Source organism: Aquisalimonas sp. 2447, assembly GCF_012044895.1.
In the GTDB taxonomy this organism is placed as follows: domain Bacteria; phylum Pseudomonadota; class Gammaproteobacteria; order Nitrococcales; family Aquisalimonadaceae; genus Aquisalimonas.
Genome location: NZ_CP050695.1, coordinates 1,700,214 through 1,717,128, shown reverse-complemented (window position 1 = coordinate 1,717,128; position 16,915 = coordinate 1,700,214). Strand labels below are relative to the sequence as shown.

Here is a 16,915-nt window from a genome sequence, read left to right as displayed (position 1 = left end):
ACTCTGACGAATAGGCGCCGCCACGAATGGGGAGCCATGCGTCGGGTGGGCACCTGGAGTTCATGAGCGCCCCATCACCCACCTTCTTCAGGAGTGAGTGTGGCGGCGTCCTTAGCCCAGGCCTTGGGCATCAGACTCAAGATTCTGGGCTTGCCGGTCTCCCGGTCGTAGATCAACTGGCCCAGGCCCAGGGTGTAGCCGCGATAGCGCAGCACCACATACCCCGGCCCAGTGCAATCGCCGAGCTGTTCGCGCCGGGGAAAAATGACCTCCCGATCCAGATGGGCCTGCGCCTGGGCGGTGTCCAGGCCCAGGCAGTTGCGCACCGCAGCGTGCCCGTACAGCATGGCTGCCGCGGTGGTGGGCTTCACCGGCAGGCTGCGCCGGCGGACCGCGGGCAGACCGAGCATGACCGGAGCGGGTGCCTCGGGGTAACGGTGATCCTCCGGTGCCAGATGCAGGTGCTTGTTGCCGCGCTTCACCGGAACCACCCCCTGGAACGCGGAAGCGGCAATGCCGAAGCGATCGGTGAGCGGTTGCAGCCACTCCCGCGCCTCCTCCGGAGGCCGGAACCAGGCCGGGTCGCGGATGACAGGGGCGCCGGCCGAGCGTTCCAGCACGGCAACGAAGAAGCCACCGGTGTCGTTGTGGTGCGGCCACAGGCGCAGGGTGTCCGCCAGGGACGGATCGAATGTTCGCCCCTGCCATCCGGTCAACCCGGCCGCCCCGTCCAGCCCGGGCAGGCGTGCCGGCAGCAGGCGCACATCGCCCGGGTAGCGGTGCAGCAGCGTATCCACCACGGCTTCGTTCTCCTCCGGCGCCAGGGTACAGGTGGAGTAAACGATGCGACCGCCCGGCCGGGTGAGGCGCAGGGCGCGCTCCAGCAGCCTGAGCTGGACCGCCGCGCGCCGGCTGCGGAACCCCGCGTCGCTGATGGTGGGCTGGGTCACTTTGCGAAAGGTCCCTTCGCAGGTGCAGGGCGCATCCACCAGCACCCGGTCGAAGCCACCGGCGCGGGCACCGATGGCCTGACCGTCCTGGCAGGTGATGGCCACGTTCAGCAGCCCCAGGCGCTTGATGGTCTGGCGCAGGGCGGCGAGGCGCCCCTTCTTGAGATCGTTGGCCATGACGGTGCCGCGGTTGGCCATGGCCAGGGCGATCTGCGCAGTCTTGTTCCCCGGTGCCGCGCAGAGATCCAGCACGCGTTCACCGGGATGCGGGTCCAGGAACTCCACCGGCAGCATGGAGGCTTCTTCCTGCACCTGGAACAACCCGGCAAGGAAGCCCCAGTGGCGCCCGGGGCGCGCACCTTCCGACAGGCGCAGGCCGTGGCTGGACCATGGCAGCGGCGTCGACGCAATCCCGTCCGCCGCCAGAATGGCCTGCAACTCCTCCCGGGACAGACGCCGGGGATTGGCCCAGAGAGTGGACGGCAGCGGCCGCAGCAGCGCAGCGATCAGCGCCTCGGGGTCATCCACGATGCTGGCATAGCGCTCGCACAGGCGCCGGGCCAGGGTTTCCCGGTCGGGTTGCAGCGTCGCACAGGGAGTCGTCACGTCTGCCATTCTTCGCCAACTTCCTCCTCTGCTTCCACGGGCTCCGGGGCATCGGATTCCCTGCCCAGGAACACATCGCGATAGGACACGTACATTAGCGCCCCGAAGAACGGGACAAACAGGATGAATAACCACCCGGCGCTGGCGGCGAGCAGCCCCGCAGCGATCATCAGCAGACCCGTCACTCCCAGCATGGGGACGGGGTTCATGGCGTAGGCCCTGGGACCCATGCCCATGGCCGGGGGCAGCGGTGGATGGTGCAGCACCGTCATGGGCAGCAGAAACCACTGACCGAAGGCCAGCAGGACCAGCAGCATGGCCATGAGCGCGGTGCCGAAAATCCCCCCCGGGATCAGGATCGGCCCGAGCAGCGTCTGCCGCAGGGGCGGCTCCGCCGGGAGTCCATCCGCCCGCACGGGACTCCACAGGCCGGTCTGCTCCACGAGCTCACGGAAACCGCCGGCCAGTGGGTCCAGGATGGTTGCCAGCCCCCCGTGCAGGGCCATGACCGTCGCCGCACATCCCACCGCCAGCAGCAGCTCCGTATTCCCGGGAAAGAGCTGATGCACCCGCGCGCGGCGGCCATGGTCGGCAAACCATGCCAGACGGATGAATACCATCAACGCCAGCGGCAGGCACAGCAGCATGCTGAAGCGGCGCACTGGCATCCACTCCAGCTGGTGCACTGCATAGAACACCAGCAGCACCAGGGCGAGCACTGCACCGGTCCAGGCGGCCTGACCCAGCAGCAATCGCACCGCCTCCCGGACCCACTCGCTCCAGGCATCCGGCTCCACCTCTCTCGGGCCCAGCGCAGACATGCCCAGTGTCCTTTTTCAGTGACTCGCGTGTCGGGAAGTGCGCATTGAAACCCAGACCGGGCGGGGGGTCAAAAGTCGAGGGTATCGTCCAGCCAGGCGACAACGCCATCACGCACGTCCGCCCGGGCGAATGCCTGGGTGTGTCCAACGTCGCGGAATCGCCACAGCTCCACCGGCGGTCTGGCAGCAGTGTAGAGATCCCTGCTGTGGTGGGGCGGAACGATGACATCCTCCTCGCCCGCGATCAGCAACAAGGGAATGGGACTGACATCACGCACGTGGTCCACCGGAGCAAACCGGTCACTGATACCCAGGCTCAACGGCCACTGGAACGGCCAGGTCAGCCAGATTTCGCCGAATTTCTCCCGGGCGATGCCGCGATAGCTGCTGAATGCGCTGTCAGCGATCAGCGCCTGGACGCCGTGGGCCTCGCCCTCGCGGGCAACGGTGGTGATAGCCACCGAGCCACCCAGGCTCTGCCCCAACACCACCAGGGTGCCCTCCTCCACGTCATCCCGGCCGGCAACGTGCTCCAGAGCCGCCCGCGCATCCAGGTGGACACCCTGAAAGTCCGGGCGCCCCTCGGACAGGCCGAAGCCGCGATAGTCCGGCAGGAAGACGTTGTAGCCGCGATCCGGCAGCCAGTGGACGGCACCGATGTGGGTGCTGATGTTCTCGGCGTTCCCATGCAGGAACACGATGGTTCCGCGGGGCTCTTCCGCGGGCAGGAACCAACCGTGCAACCGGGTACCATCCTCCGCCTGGAACCAGACATCCTCATACTCGATGCCCACTGTGGCCGGATCCCAGCGATGCCCGGACTCCGGCAGAAAGAACAGCCGGCTGCAGCCCGCCAGCATGACAGCAACCGCCAGCAGCAGGATCAACCGCAGCCACCGTCCCGGCAGGGACGAGGTGCAATCAGAAGTAGCCATAGAGCACGGCCTGCACCGATGTTTCGTGGATCCCGAAATCCTGCTCCCGGGAGACGCCGAGCCGAAGAGATGCATTGCGCGAGGCGATGAGCGCCTGCTCGACGCCGACACGCCACCCCGGAGCTGAGGCGTCCGTAGACCAGAAGCCCTCACCACGGAGATGGCCGCGCACGCGACTGCCCTGCCAGCGCAGATCGAGCCGCGGCCCGGCCAGCGCGCGAACACCGCCATCCAGGCGCTCCGAACCCCAGGCACTCGCCTGCAGGCCGGCATAGGCCCACAGGGGCGTATCGCCTGCCTGCCAGGTGCCACCCCCGCCGCCGTCAACGCCCGCCATGAGCGACCGGCCGCCGGCGGGCCGCAGCCGCTGCTCGGCTCCGCCGCGGATGTTCCAGGACCAGCTCGGAAACAGCCGGTCCCGGGGATTCAGGGATTCGATATCGACGAACATCAGGCGCTCCAGCTCGAGCCGGTCACGGCCGTCGTCGAACCGGATTTCCACGTCGCCGTAGCTGATGTGCGCACCCGGAATATAGCCCTCCGCCGGATCCAGCCCGTCGTGGTAGGCCGGGCGCCAGTGCAGGCTGGCGAAGGCATCGCCGCCACGTTCGCCGCCCCCCAGGCCCAGGCGCAACGTGCCGTGGCCTTCGTCCGGTCGCGTCTCCGGTCTGTCCGGGGCATCGGCGCCGTCAACGCCGGTTACCTGGCTCCGGGCCACCAGCAGTTCCCGCATGCGCTCCCGCTGGTCCTGTTCCCCGTCACCCGACTTCTGCCGGAAATTGAGGTAATCGTAGGCCGTCTCCAGCACCAGGGCGCGATCCTGCTGATTTATCTCATCGTTGACGCTGCCGGGGTCGCGCTCGCCTTCCGCCAGTGCCAGCGTCAAGTCCAGCAACTCGGGCGACAGCATGTCGATCTGATGGTCCAGTCGCGTGCGCTCCGCAGGGCGGTAGACCACCTCCCTGAGCATGTCCTCCTCGGCCAGCACCGTGCGCACCGTATCCGTGGGGATCGCCCACCAGGAGAACTGGTCCGCAAGGTTCATCCCCGGGCGGGCCACGTCCAGCAGTTCCAGCAGCCGGTAGGAGCAGTTCTGGTAGAGAAAATAGTACGGAAACCCTGTACCCCGCAGCTCCCAGGTGTGGCGCATGAGCTGCTCCACCTCGTGGGGTTCCAGGTTGAGCCGGTACTCCCACAGATCCCGACTCTCCAGGCTGTTGTACTCCCGCACCTTCTCGTAATACGGCATGATGGAGAACATACCGGCATAACCACCGGTGAGGCCGCGCACCGCGAATACGAAGCCGCTGGTCTCGTCGGTGGCAGCGGCGTGATTGATGACGTAGGAGAGCAGCCGACTATCGTCATCCTGCTCCGGCGGGTCCACCCGCAGCAGGGTGTGTCCGTACATGGAGGCGGGGTTGCCCAGGTAGGCGGCGGCGAAGACCAGGGTCACTTCGTGCGGATCGATCCCCTGATACCACTCCTGGAAACGCGGGCAGTCCACCTCCGGAAGCCAGCTGACATCGGCACCCAGCCGCTCCAGCAACCACGCGCGCCGGGCGGGGAAACGGCATTGGGGATGCTGCTCGTCCTCCGGGACGCTGGCCGGATCCTGGAAGAATGCGCGCAGGGTCGCCCGAATCTCCGCCTGTGGATCCCGCCAACCCTCGTCGGCGAGGAAGAACGCTGGATCCCGCGTGCCGCTGCGCCGCCCGGGAAGAAAGCGCCGCTCGCGGTATTGCAGCAGGTTCTGCCATTCCCGCGTGTCCGCTGCGCCGTCCGCCTCGGCCCGTTCGAGCAGCTCGCGCAACTCGTCCGGGGCTGTGTCGGCCGCTGCGTCCGAGCTCATCAGGTAGACTGCGACACCCAGCGCCGCGAGGAGTACGGGCAGCCGCAGCAACATGCGCAATAGGAGTTTCAAGGAGTGACCGTCATGTTCGCCGGCGGGGGCGACACCTCATCGGCATCGCTCGGGTCAGGGACGAACTGCGGCTGCCCCCGCTGGGGCAGCCGCAGGGCATGACTCCCGGGATCAGACCGAGTAGCCGGCCAGTTCAGCGTCGCTCTTCAGCGTTTCGTTGACGCCCTGGACCACGTCCTCGGCCGTCACGTCACTGGAGGAGAAAATGGAGGCGTAGTTCTCCTGCAGGGCTGCGAAGAAACGGCCACGATCCTCAGCGGAGACCTCGAGGATGTCGGCCAGACCATGCAGGGACTCACCGGAGCCGGTGGACATGTCGCGGGCCAGCGCATCCATGTTGGAGCCGGTGTACATGCCCAACTGAGCAGAGGACTGGATAACGCCGTCCTGTTCGCAGCCCAGGGTCCCGGAGGTGATGCCGAAGGTCTGGTTGCCCGAGGTGCCATTGGTGGTTACAGCGAGCACCTGCGGAGCAATGCCCTGCTGGCCGTCCCAGACCATGGAGCCCAGACCACAACCAGTGCTGTCGGCATGAGCGGAGGTCGCGTACACGGTGCCCAGCAGTGCTGCCGCAATCAATTTCTTTTTCATCAGGATGGCTCCTTTCTTGAAGTATAGAAATTCCCTTAAGGCGTCCGGCGCCGAAAGCGCCGGCTTTTCGGGCGACTCTCTTCTGCCCGCTCCCCTTAGTATCATACCGGCGGCGGCGAACGCCATGGACGCGTGCCCGGCACGGTCAACATTCGTTCAAAGGGCACCCATGCGGCCGGCCTCGAAGATCTCAATCCAGTATCCGTCCGGATCCTTGATGAAGGCGAGACCCTGCATCTTGCCGTCGTCGGGCCGTTTGACGAACTCCACCCCCAAAGACTCGAAGCGCTCGCAGGCGGCGTACACGTCCGGAACGGCGAAACCGATGTGACCGAATCCCTTGGGTTCCTCGTTGCCGCTGTGCACGCGGAACTCCGGATCGTTCTCCGTTCCCCAGTTGTGGGTCAGCTCCAGCACCGCCTCGCGGCCGAAGGTCCAGCACGTGCGCTCGCCGTCATCCGCCGGCACACTGTCCGCCTGGTCGTCGGGGACAACCGCGAGGAAGTACAAGGTGAACTCCATGGCGGGGAACTCCAGCTTGCGCAGCAGCCGCATGCCCAGCACACGGGTGTAGAAGTCAAGCGTGCGCTCCGGGTCCTTGATGCGCAGCATGGTCTGGTTGAAAACGAACTGCTGGGTCTGGGGATCGGGCTGCTCGCACAGGCCGGGGGCAGCGTCAAAGTGCCGGGACATGAGAACCTCCGTTGCGTGTCGCGTGAGACAGCCACGATACCCCGGCTCCGGGAACACCGCCAAAAGCCCGAAGGGCGCTCGCTCTCGCGTCACCCACGCTCTCGCGTTATTGTTATGGGGTTCCCACTGACCCACAACGACAAAAGACCTGAGGGGGAAGTCGCGATGAAACGCCGCAATTTTCTGACCGCCACCGGCGCCGCCGCCGTGGCCGCTAGCACCGTTTATTCACCCAATGTCATTGCCAGTAACCGGCGCTTCCGCCTGGAAATGCCCACCTCCTGGCCAGCAGCGCTGGAGAACCTCTATGGAACGGCGGAATACTTTGCCCGCCGCATCAACGAGATGACCGACGGTGACGTGGAGGTGCGCACCTATCCCGGCGGCGATCAGATCGGGCCGCTGGAGGTCTACGACGCGGTTTCCAGCGGCGCCTTCCCGTGCTGCCACACCGCACCCTATTACTACATCGGCCAGTCCCCGGCCCACGGTTTCTACACCGCCATCCCCTTTGGCCTCACCCTGGATGAGCAGAACGCCTGGATGTATGCCGGCGGCGGTCAGGAGCTGTGGGACGAGCTCAACGCCCGGGACAACATGATCGCCTTCCCGGGTGGCAACACCAGCGCCCAGACGGGCGGCTGGTTCAACAAGCGTATCGAAGGGCCCGATGACCTGCGCGGGCTACGCATGCGCTTCCCCGGGCACGGGGGCCGCGTCATGGCCAAGGCCGGGGTCAACATCCAGCAACTGCCCGGAGGCGAAGTCTATACCGCCATGGACCGTGGCGCCCTGGACGCCGCCGAGTGGGTTGGCCCGGCGGACGACATGACCCTGGCCATGCACGAAGTGGCCCAATACTACTACATGCCAAGCTGGGCGGAACCCAGCGCCATGCTCGGCTTCTACTTCAATCTTGAGACCTGGGACGAGTTCCCCGCCGACATCCAGGCGCAGATCCGGGCCTGCTGTGCCGAGGCCAACAGCTGGATGGCCGCCCAGTATCTCAAGACCAATCCCCAGGCGCTGGCGACGCTGCAGGAGGAACACGGCATCGAGGTGCTGGATTTCCCTGAATCGGTCATCGACGCCTTCTGGGAGGGTGCCCGGGAAGTCCACGAAGAAGACATGGAAGACGAGACATACGCCAGGATCTACGAAGAGTGGGACGCTTTCCGTCGCCAGATTCGCGGCTGGAACGAGCGCACCACGTTCCAGTATCAGCAGTACATCTTCAACCGTTGATCAGCAGTCCGCGGGCGGGGCATGGCCTCGCCCGCGTGTCTCCCACCCCGACCCCCGTCAATCCGCGGCGCCCATCGACATTCCTCAGGTGCGAGCCACCTCGGGCAGCCACAGCACCAGTTGCGGAAATGCCACGATGATACCCAGCATGATGAGCTGGATGATGATGAACGGCACGATGCCACGGTAGATATCACGCGTCGTCACGCTGGGCGGCGCCGCACCACGCAGGTAGAACAACGCAAAACCGAACGGCGGCGTCAGGAACGACGCCTGCAGGTTCATGGCGATGAGCACGGCGAACCACACTGGATCGAAACCCAGGGTCACAGCCACCGGCGCCACCAGCGGGACGACGATGAAAGTGATCTCGATGAAGTCCAGGAAGAAGCCCAGGATAAAGATGGTGAGCATCACCAGGACCAGGAAACCCCACTCCCCGCCCGGCAAGTCGGCGAGGAAGTCCTCCACCATCCAGTGACCGCCCAGGGCACTGAACACCATGGCAAACGCCGTCGCCCCCACCAGAATGATGAACACCATACTGGTGAGCCTGACGGTAGCCTCGTTCACCGCCATGACATTCCGCAGATTCAGGCGGCCATTGAGGAATGCCAGCACGGTGGCGCCGAAGGCACCCATGGCGCCTGCCTCCGTGGGTGTTGCCACCCCCCAGAAAATGGTCCCCAGCACCACGGCCACCAGGACCAGCGGTGGCAGCAGGCTGCGCGCCACGGCGAGCCAGAGGTTGGCGATGGCGAATTCCTCGGCCACCGCCGGCATGGCCGGGGCTTTATCCCGCCGGATGAAGGCGTAAAGGGCGATCCAGAGCATATACAGCCCGGCAAGCAACAGCCCGGGAATGAGCGCTCCCATGAACAGGTCACCCACGTTCACCCGGGTCATCTGGTCCCCCAGAATGATGAGCACGATGCTCGGCGGGATGATCTGCCCCAGCGTCCCGCTCGCGGCGATGGTGCCGCTGGCCAGACCGCGGTCATAGCCGTACTTGAGCATCACCGGGAGGGCCAGCACCGTCATGGTGACCACCGAGGCGCCGACCACCCCGGTGGATGCCGCCAGCAGCGCGCCCACGGCGACCACCGAGATCGCCAGGCCGCCGCGCATTTTCCCGAACAGGCGGCCCATGGTCTGCAGCAGATCTTCGGCCAGCCCCGAGCGCTCCAGCATCACACCCATGAAGACGAAAAACGGCACGGCGACCAGGGTGTAGTTGTCCATGATCGAGCCGAAGATGCGCTGTGGCAGGATATTCAGGCGCCGGGCCCCGAACGCCGGATCCCAGGGCCATTCGAGCACACCCAGGTTTGGTAGCAGATCGCTGAACAGGAGCGTGAACAGGACGGCGGTGCCGCCGAGGGCGAAGGCCACGGGATAACCCAGCAGCAGAAAACACAGCAGGACGGCGAACATCCAGAAGGCAAGGAACTCCATCAGGCCTCCCCTGCCTGGGCAGCGACACGCCTGGCGTCCGCATCGCCCGGTCCCGGCACGCCCGGCACACCCCGCAACCAGGCGATACGCTTGATCAGCTCACTGCCCCCCTGCAGCAGCAACATGGCAAAACCGATCAGAATGACGGTCTTGATGGGGTACCGCGGCAATCCGCCGGGATTGGGACTGGACTCCAGCACGTTCCAGGACCGCTCGACGTAACCCACGCTGAAGTAGAGCGCGAAGATGCAGAAGGGGAGCAGGAAGATCAGAGTGCCGAAAATGTCAATCCACGCACGTGTGCGCTGGCTCCGGCCGGCGTAGATGATGTCGACGCGGATGTGTCCGTTGCCGCACAGGACGTGGGCCGCCGCCAGCAGGAAGATCATGGAATAGGCGTAGGTCTGCGCCTCCAGCAGGGCATTGCTGCTGAGCTGCATGCCGATCTGGGCACCCAGGTAGCGCCCAACAACGTTGATCACGCCAATGGTGACCATGAGCAGGGCGACCCAGCCCATGGCACGGCCAATAACACCGTTCACCCCGTCGATGACCCGTGCAATGAGCACCAGGACACGCATCCCCACCCCCGGACGTGTGTGTTTGCGGAGCGGGGATCATACTAACGTTATTGCAGGTATTGCCAGATTTGACCGGTTTTTACGTCACCCGGCTGCATATGGGCGTGCGCCGTCGCCCATCACTCCTCGATGATCTGCCCCCTGTAGACCCGCTTCGGTCGACCGGCCAGGGCACTGCGCTTGGCCCCGGGCAGCAGGGCAGCATAGGCTTCCGGAAGGCTGACACCCTGCTGCGAGAGAAACGCGAGTTCCTCGGCTGTCATCAGGTAGAGCAGTTCGTCGACAATGGACTGCACCTCGGGACGTGTGTGCTGGAGCGCATGGTTCACCAGTTGCAGAACATCGTCCTGGTCCGACAGGGCCGTTCGGGTCCCGTCGAACTTGCACACCAGCCGGGCAAGTCGCGCAATAACCAGCCGCACCTCGAAAGAAAACTCGGTATGCTCATCCATGTCTGCTCCATTGCCTGATGGTGACGTTCGGTGGGACGGTCCACGGCGGTAACCCTGTGCACCAGAGTTGCCCCGCGACTTATCATGGCGCACAGCGGCGGTGCGATCCCCCGGCGCGAACCGGAACACCGGGCCGCGAAGCCGGTCCACGAACAGGTGAGCAGCAAGAAATACACCACTTTCATTTCGGAGACAGGCGCCCATGGCGTACCCCCGCACTTTTGGTTCCTTCTTCCCCGCCGTCCTGCTGATAGCCACCGGCGCGGCCGAAGCCAGCTTCGATGCCTGTCGTGATCGCCTGGAAGCGGAGGCCCGCGATGCGGGCATCACCTCCTCCTCGGCCATGGCGGCCATCGCCGGCGTGGAACATCGCGAACGGATCATTGAACTCGACCGCAGTCAGCCGGAGTTCGTGCAGACCTTTCAGGACTATCTGGATCAGCGCGTCACCCGCGGTCGCGTGGAACGCGGTCGCGAACTGCTCGAGGAGCACGAGGATCTCCTCGCCCGAGTGCATGGGGACTTTGGCGTCCCGCCTGCTTATGTGCTCGCCTTCTGGGGAATGGAAACCAATTTCGGCAGCTATTTCGGCCGGGTACCGGTGCTGGATGCGCTGGCAACACTGGCCTGTGACGAGCGGCGTTCCCGTTTCTTCACCAGCGAGTTCCTGAACGCCCTGCGCATCGTGGACGCCGGCGACATGACCGCCGAGGACATGCGCGGCTCCTGGGCCGGCGCCATGGGCCACATGCAGTTCATGCCGTCGACATTCACGGCCCATGCCGTGGACTACGATGGTTCCGGTCGCACCGATGTCTGGAACAGCCTGGAGGACGCCTTCGGCTCTGCGGGCAACTACCTGCGGGACATTGGCTGGCAGCCGGGCCAGCGCTGGGGGCGTGAGGTCCAACTGCCCGATGGTTTCGACTACGGTCTTGCTTCCATGGATACGCGCAAGCCGCTGGCCGAGTGGGCCGGACACGGCGTGCGCACCGCAGCGGGCAATCCGCTGCCGCAGGCGGACATGGAAGGCAGCATCGTTCTCCCGGCCGGTCACGATGGCCCCGCCTTCCTGGTCTATGACAACTTCCGCGTGATCATGCGCTGGAACCGTTCCGTATCCTACGCCATCGCCGTTGGCCACCTGGCGGACCGTATTGCCGGCCTGGGCAGGTTGCAGGCGGACTGGGAAGAAGAGGCGCTCAGCATCGATCAGGTCGAGGAGATCCAGGAGCGGCTCAACGCCCTGGGGCACGACAGCGGCGAACCCGACGGGTTGCCCGGGCCGAAAACACGGGCAGCGATCCGCTCTTTCCAGCAGGACGTCGGCCAGCCTGCGGACGGTCACCCGAACCACGGACTGCTGGAAGCGCTGCGCGAGGCCAGCGGCGAAAGTTGAAGCGTCGATGACAGGGCAATGACATGGACGTGGCAACGGTCCGGCAATACTGCGGTACGACGGCAGCGGCTCTAGCCGGTGGCACGGCCATCAGTCTGCTGCTGCCGCAACAGGCGGCACGTTTCGAAGCCGCGACCTGGCCCCTGATCGCGCTGCTGATGTTCACCATGTGTGCGCGGATCCACTGGCGGGACGTGCAGGTTGCCGACGACGGCCGCCGGTTCCTGCGCACCATGGCCCTGATGCAGGCGGTGACCCTGCCGCTGCTGGTCGCGTTACTCCTGCTGCCCCTGCCGCCGAATCCGACGCTGCAACTGAGCCTGCTACTGGTGCTGCTGGCGCCGTCCACGTACTGGGTCGTAACTTTCACGCACCTGGGCCGTGGCAGCGTCCACCAGGCATCCCTGGCCACACCGGTGCTTCTTGCCGGTCAGCTGGTCCTGGTACCGGCGTGGCTGTTGGCCATGGCGCCAGCGACCGTTCCCGCCGCCTTCGCACTGGACAGGGTGGTGGTCGTTCTCGCAGCTCTGGTGCTCGCGCCCATGGCCCTCGCGATGATACTGGACCGCCTGAGCGACGCCTTCCCGGCACTGCGGTCGTTGAACCGGTCTGCACCGCGGCTCAGCACTCCATTGGGAGTCGCTCTGATCTTCCTGCTCTCCGCGACCCACGGGCGGGAGTGGATCGGTCACGGGACCTTGCTGGCATGGCCGCTACTCGGATTCGGTGTGTTCCTGCTGCTGACACCGGCACTCGGCTGGATTGCCGGTCGCGCCGCCCGCCTCAGCCCGGTTGCCACCCGCACACTGATCTTCAGCCTGACGGCGCGCAATGCGCTGGTGGCCTTACCATTCGCATTGCTTCTGCCGGAGCCGGCACTGGCTGCCGCGGCGATCCTGATCGGCGCGGCCATGGAATTTGCTGCACTGGCTCTGTACGCCCACCTGGTGCCCCAATGGATCCCGGACACTCAGGCGTCAGCCCCCTCGAAGAGCGGGTGAATCGCCACCGGCTGGGCGTTACGGATAACAGCGGAGGGCTTGAGGCCGAACAGGCGCCGGAAATCCCTGGCGAGCTGACCCGGATCACGAAAACCGGCCGACTGCGCCGCCTCGGTGATGCTTCCACTGGCTCCGATGGCCATGGCGAGCCGCTGTATCCGCGTCCACAGCCGGTAACGACCGATGGAGACGCCGATCTCCTCCCGGAAAAGATGCCCCAGGCGGCTGGGGGACAGGCCGACGGTGCGGGCCAGGCGATCCTGATCCAGCGGCGGTTTCGGCTCTTCCAGCAAGACGTGGATCGCGCGGCGGATACGTGGGTCCAGCGGCGGTGCCTGCTGGCCTGGAAGGTGGTCGTCAAGGCGTTGCAGTACGCGCTCCGGCACCACATCACCCGCGGCCGCCCGGGCCATGATGTCCGGCAACTCCGCCGCCAGGACCGCCGGGAAAGCATCGGTGAGCAACGGCCCGTCGCCTAGATGCCAGGCATGCCGGGCAACCGGGTGATGCGGCCCGAGGAGAAGATATCCAATGCGTGTGCCCTCGTAATTCAGCGCCGGTATCTCTGCCCCCGGGAAGGCCCACAGACTGCGCGTGAGCCTGGCGTCCTGCCCAGCCATGACAAACGGACCATCGACGCCAAGCACCATGCTGTGGGCCGGATTCCGGTGCTTGTCCACGGCATCGACCCGGCCGGTGAACAGCGTCCAGTCATAGCCGATGAACAGCTGAGCCGATTCCATGGAACCCTCCGCCGGCCTGGCATCGCACCGGTTATCGGCGTGATGCCCCGGACCGATTACTGCGCCGTTCGATCCACGAACGGGAACACGCTGGTATAACCGAGAATATCGGTAATCAGCAGCACGAGGAAGATAATGAGCGCAGCGCCGACGATGGAGCCGACACCGGCCCCCGCGGGATCTTCCTCCATGCGCTCACTGAGAGCCTGGAGCTCCGCCGGAGTCAGCGCTTCGACCCGCGCCTCGGCATCGGCGGGATCCACGCCCCAGGCCACCAGTTGTTCGCGCACCTCTTCGCGCTCGAGCAGCATCAGGATCTCGTCGCGCTGCACTTCGACTTCGTCGGCGCCGGCAACCGCATCGGTCCCGATCATCCCGGCCTGCGCCGCCGGTAACCATATCGACATGGCGACAAAGACGCTGGCGAGCATTGCCACGAAAGCGCGATAACACATGCGGGTCATAACCATACCGTCCTCGCTGATGGAATGAACTGCGTTGCCAGGCACGCCGGATGGCAGCGCAACCGACGCCGCAACTATTCCTGTCCCGTCGACGCAATGCAACCATGTGCACAAAACGGGTATTCTAGTCTGCATGACGAGTCACGGTGGCGGCGAACTGTCGCTGTCTCGTGACAGCCGCCACGACACGCATTCGGGTGCGAAACGCCAATGGCCGTCCAGCCACGACCAGCTGCAACCGTGATCCTGCTGCGCAACGGGCAGACGGGGGTGGAGGTACTGCTGCTCAAGCGCAATGCACGCACCCGCTTCGGCCCCGGTGCCTTTGTTTTCCCGGGAGGCGCCGTGGACGCCACCGACCAGGGAGTGCCCTGCCCCCTGGACGACGCCACTGCCAGCGCCGAGCTGGGGGTCTCCGGCGGCGGGCTTGCCTACCGCCATGCCGCGATCCGTGAATGCTTCGAGGAAGCCGGCATCCTGCTGGCGCACCGGGCTGACGGTACGCCGCTGGATTTCCGCCAGCCGGCAGTTCGCCAGCGCTTCACTGATTACCGGGAAGCGCTGCGGCGCCAGGAAGTGAGCCTGCGCGACGTGTGCGAACGGGAGTCGCTGACAGTCTTCGGTAACCAGATGCTGTATGCGAGCCATTGGGTCACCCCGGCCTACGCCCCCAAACGCTTCGATACCCGGTTCTTCCTGGCGATCACCCCCCCGGGCCAGCAAGCGCGTTGCTGCGGCGAGGAGACGGTGGAACAGTGCTGGGTCACGCCGGATGCGGCCCTGGCGGCACGGGCTGGCGGCACCATGGATCTGATGACCCCGACCTGGGACACGCTGGAGCGCCTGCGCCCATTCCCCTCCGCGGAGGACGTGGTGACCGAGCTCAGGGCTGTCGACGGCAACGCAGGCAGCGGCATTCCGGGTCATGGGCTGATGGAACAACGCTTTCCCGATCCGGCACACTAGTCCGGCAATCCCACGACCAAATGGACACTTCGTGAGCAACATACCCCGCGAAGCGCAACACCTGATCACCGAACTCGCCCTGGAACCACACCCCGAAGGCGGCTGGTACCGCCGGATTCATACCGGCACGGTTCCCGTCACGCGGCCGGAAGGTGAGCAGCGCCCGGGCGTGACGCTGATCCACTACCTGCTGCCACAGGGTGGCTTCAGTGCCTGGCACCGTGTGGACGGCGACGAGATCTGGCATTACATCGCCGGCGACGGTTTGATTCTCTGGCGCGCGTGCGCCGACGGCGCCGTGGAGCGCCTGCCTCTGGGGCCATACGGCACTGCATCTGCCGTCCATGTCATTCCGGCAGGCGACTGGCAGGCCGCGGAGGCACACGGCGGGTGGACGCTGGTTGCCTGCGCCGTGGGTCCGGGCTTCGCCTTCCACGGCTTCGAGTTGCTGCGTGACCGTCCCGACGCCCAGGGCTGGCTGGACGACCACGCACCTCACCTGAAGGCGCTGCTGTGATTGCGGCGCTGCAGGTGCTACTGGTGATCACCGCCGCCAATGCGGCGCCGGTGCTGCTCAGTCTGGTCATGGGTCGGCGCCCGGCATTGCCGGTGGACTGCGGCTACCGCCTCGCCGATGGCCAGCGGCTGTTCGGAGAGTCCAAGTCCTTCCGCGGCATTGCCGCAGCGGTGACAGCAGCGGCTCTGACAGGGCTGATCATTGGTCTGCCGGTCGTTGCCTGTGCCCTGGCCGGGCTGCTGGCCATGGCGGGGGACCTCCTGTCGAGTTTCGCAAAGCGCCGCCTGGCTCTGGCGCCGAGCAGCCGATTCCTGGGGCTGGACCAGGCGCCGGAGGCGTTACTCCCGCTGGTCGCCCTGATTCCGCTGGCCGGCATTGCGCCCCGGAGCGCATTCCTCGCAGCGGCGCTGTTCATTGTGCTGGGCCCTCCCCTGTCTTGGCTGCTGTTCCAGGCAGGCATCCGGGGGCAGCCTCACTGAGCTGCGCTCAATCGGCAGGCGGTCGCGGCACCAGGCGGTGGAGCACCACCTCGGCCGGGCAGTTGTAGCGCACGTCCAGTACTGACGAACCGGCACCCACGGAGGTATAGCCCTGCAGCGTCTGCCAGCGCCAGGCACCACTGGTGAACTCCCTTGGGCAATCGGCGTTGGTCACCAGCGGCACGCCCCCGGGGAGCCGGATCTGGCCACCGTGGGTATGACCGCAAAGCATTGCGTCGGCGCCCGCCGATGCAGCTTCCCGGTACGCTTCCGGCGAATGGGCCAGCAGAAGCGCCGGCCAGTCTTCAGGCCGATCGGCCAGGGCGCGCGGAATGTCATGCTGACGATAGAAGTGGGGATCATCCACGCCCGCCAGCCACACGCCGCGTCCGTGATCGTCACCAAGATGGACGCCCTCATTCATGAGAACCCGTGTGCCGAGCCCCTCGAGATGGGGCACCATGCGGATACTGTCGTGGTTGCCGAGGATGGCGTACACCGGCCCCTGCAGCACGCGACTGATGTGCTCGAAACCACTCAGGGCCGGCGTGAAATCACCATTGGTGCGGTAACGGAAGTCACCCGTGATCACGCATGCATCCCAGGACAGGTGCCGCAGTTGCTCTGCCAGAGCCGGGCCGAATTCCGGATCCACATCCACGTGCAGATCACTGATTTGCAGCAGTCGGAACCCGCTCATGGCATCGGACAGCCCCGGCAGGGCCAGATCGTGGTGGCGCACACGCAGAGTGCGCGCATTGCGTTGCCCTCGGCGGTACAGTCCGCCAGCACGCAACGCCAGACGCAGGCCGGCCCGCGCGATTCGCAGGTTCTCGGGATGAAAAGCCCAGGTGGCCGAATCGAACACCGGCTCGCCGCCTGGCGGCTCGCGCTCCAGGCGCGCATCCAGATACCACTGTTGCAAGCGCCCGTCCAGATAGCGACGCAGCGCTTCGTCGTCGTACTCCATCCCTGCCCCCGCCAGTGCCTGATTGCCCGGACCACGGCCGCTGAGGAGGGGCCATGGCCCGAGCCCGATTCTGCTGCCAGGCACCTTAGCACGAGCCGCGTTCATCACCGCCCAGCGCCCGCC

At 65.9% G+C, this 16,915-nt stretch carries 18 protein-coding genes; 6 read left to right on the top strand and 12 right to left on the bottom strand.

Annotated elements, in window-relative coordinates; all coding sequences use genetic code 11:
* Nucleotides 1–74: 74 nt before the first annotated feature.
* The 6 genes from KU884_RS08095 to gloA form a co-directional block, all read right to left on the bottom strand.
* On the bottom strand, nt 75–1,565 hold the full coding sequence (locus KU884_RS08095; RefSeq protein ID WP_167782176.1) for an RsmB/NOP family class I SAM-dependent RNA methyltransferase: 1,491 nt from the start codon (nt 1,563–1,565) through the stop codon (nt 75–77).
* Entirely contained in the window at nt 1,553–2,377 is an 825-nt protein-coding gene (locus tag KU884_RS08090; RefSeq protein WP_167782175.1) for a hypothetical protein, read from the bottom strand. The genes KU884_RS08095 and KU884_RS08090 overlap by 13 nt, the downstream gene beginning before the upstream one ends.
* Nucleotides 2,378–2,445: 68 nt before the next feature.
* Entirely contained in the window at nt 2,446–3,312 is an 867-nt protein-coding gene (locus tag KU884_RS08085) for an alpha/beta hydrolase (RefSeq protein WP_167782174.1), read from the bottom strand.
* The gene (locus KU884_RS08080) at nt 3,299–5,236 is read right to left on the bottom strand and encodes a DUF4105 domain-containing protein (RefSeq protein ID WP_167782173.1); all 1,938 of its coding nucleotides are present in this window, start codon (nt 5,234–5,236) and stop codon (nt 3,299–3,301) included. The genes KU884_RS08085 and KU884_RS08080 overlap by 14 nt, the downstream gene beginning before the upstream one ends.
* Nucleotides 5,237–5,347: 111 nt before the next feature.
* On the bottom strand, nt 5,348–5,827 hold the full coding sequence (locus tag KU884_RS08075) for a DUF3015 domain-containing protein (RefSeq protein ID WP_167782172.1): 480 nt from the start codon (nt 5,825–5,827) through the stop codon (nt 5,348–5,350).
* Between the two features lie 156 nt (nt 5,828–5,983).
* Nucleotides 5,984–6,520 carry a lactoylglutathione lyase gene (gene gloA, locus KU884_RS08070; RefSeq protein WP_167782171.1) on the bottom strand — a complete coding sequence of 179 codons (537 nt, stop codon included), beginning with the start codon at nt 6,518–6,520 and terminating at the stop codon, nt 5,984–5,986.
* A gap of 165 nt (nt 6,521–6,685) precedes the next feature.
* Here gloA and KU884_RS08065 point away from each other — a divergent pair, with 165 nt between their 5' ends.
* Complete coding sequence (locus KU884_RS08065; protein WP_167782170.1) at nt 6,686–7,765, top strand: TRAP transporter substrate-binding protein; 1,080 nt, start codon at nt 6,686–6,688, stop codon at nt 7,763–7,765.
* An 84-nt stretch (nt 7,766–7,849) separates the two neighbouring features.
* On the opposite strand, the gene KU884_RS08060 is transcribed toward KU884_RS08065, so the two are convergent.
* From KU884_RS08060 to KU884_RS08050, 3 genes are all read right to left on the bottom strand, one after another.
* On the bottom strand, nt 7,850–9,220 hold the full coding sequence (locus tag KU884_RS08060) for a TRAP transporter large permease subunit (RefSeq protein ID WP_167782169.1): 1,371 nt from the start codon (nt 9,218–9,220) through the stop codon (nt 7,850–7,852).
* Nucleotides 9,220–9,801: a TRAP transporter small permease subunit gene (locus tag KU884_RS08055; RefSeq protein WP_167782168.1), complete on the bottom strand. Its 582-nt coding sequence runs from the start codon at nt 9,799–9,801 to the stop codon at nt 9,220–9,222. Before KU884_RS08055 ends, KU884_RS08060 begins: the two co-directional genes overlap by 1 nt.
* Nucleotides 9,802–9,920: 119 nt before the next feature.
* On the bottom strand, nt 9,921–10,253 hold the full coding sequence (locus tag KU884_RS08050; protein ID WP_167782167.1) for a hypothetical protein: 333 nt from the start codon (nt 10,251–10,253) through the stop codon (nt 9,921–9,923).
* A gap of 202 nt (nt 10,254–10,455) precedes the next feature.
* Between KU884_RS08050 and KU884_RS08045 the strand changes: the two genes are divergently transcribed.
* Nucleotides 10,456–11,652, top strand: coding sequence for a lytic murein transglycosylase (locus tag KU884_RS08045; RefSeq protein WP_167782166.1), 1,197 nt, complete (start codon nt 10,456–10,458; stop codon nt 11,650–11,652).
* 23 nt (nt 11,653–11,675) lie between these two features.
* Nucleotides 11,676–12,653: a hypothetical protein gene (locus tag KU884_RS08040; protein WP_167782165.1), complete on the top strand. Its 978-nt coding sequence runs from the start codon at nt 11,676–11,678 to the stop codon at nt 12,651–12,653.
* On the opposite strand, the gene KU884_RS08035 is transcribed toward KU884_RS08040, so the two are convergent.
* Together KU884_RS08035 and KU884_RS08030 are read right to left on the bottom strand one after the other, a co-directional pair.
* On the bottom strand, nt 12,623–13,396 hold the full coding sequence (locus KU884_RS08035) for a helix-turn-helix domain-containing protein (RefSeq protein ID WP_167782164.1): 774 nt from the start codon (nt 13,394–13,396) through the stop codon (nt 12,623–12,625). The two genes, KU884_RS08040 and KU884_RS08035, sit on opposite strands and share 31 nt — an antisense overlap.
* Before the next feature lie 56 nt (nt 13,397–13,452).
* Entirely contained in the window at nt 13,453–13,860 is a 408-nt protein-coding gene (locus KU884_RS08030; protein ID WP_254432212.1) for a PA2779 family protein, read from the bottom strand.
* A 210-nt stretch (nt 13,861–14,070) separates the two neighbouring features.
* Here KU884_RS08030 and KU884_RS08025 point away from each other — a divergent pair, with 210 nt between their 5' ends.
* From KU884_RS08025 to KU884_RS08015, 3 genes are read left to right on the top strand one after another with little or no spacing between them, the layout of a single operon-like run.
* Complete coding sequence (locus KU884_RS08025; RefSeq protein ID WP_167782162.1) at nt 14,071–14,826, top strand: NUDIX domain-containing protein; 756 nt, start codon at nt 14,071–14,073, stop codon at nt 14,824–14,826.
* Nucleotides 14,827–14,857: 31 nt separating this feature from the next.
* Nucleotides 14,858–15,343, top strand: a complete 486-nt coding sequence (locus KU884_RS08020) for a cupin domain-containing protein (protein WP_217351448.1) — start codon at nt 14,858–14,860, stop codon at nt 15,341–15,343.
* Entirely contained in the window at nt 15,340–15,822 is a 483-nt protein-coding gene (locus KU884_RS08015; protein ID WP_167782161.1) for a CDP-archaeol synthase, read from the top strand. Before KU884_RS08020 ends, KU884_RS08015 begins: the two co-directional genes overlap by 4 nt.
* Before the next feature lie 7 nt (nt 15,823–15,829).
* Here the strand turns inward: KU884_RS08015 and KU884_RS08010 are convergent, their stop codons facing one another.
* Nucleotides 15,830–16,792, bottom strand: coding sequence for a metallophosphoesterase (locus KU884_RS08010; protein ID WP_167782160.1), 963 nt, complete (start codon nt 16,790–16,792; stop codon nt 15,830–15,832).
* Between the last annotated feature and the right edge of the window lie 123 nt (nt 16,793–16,915).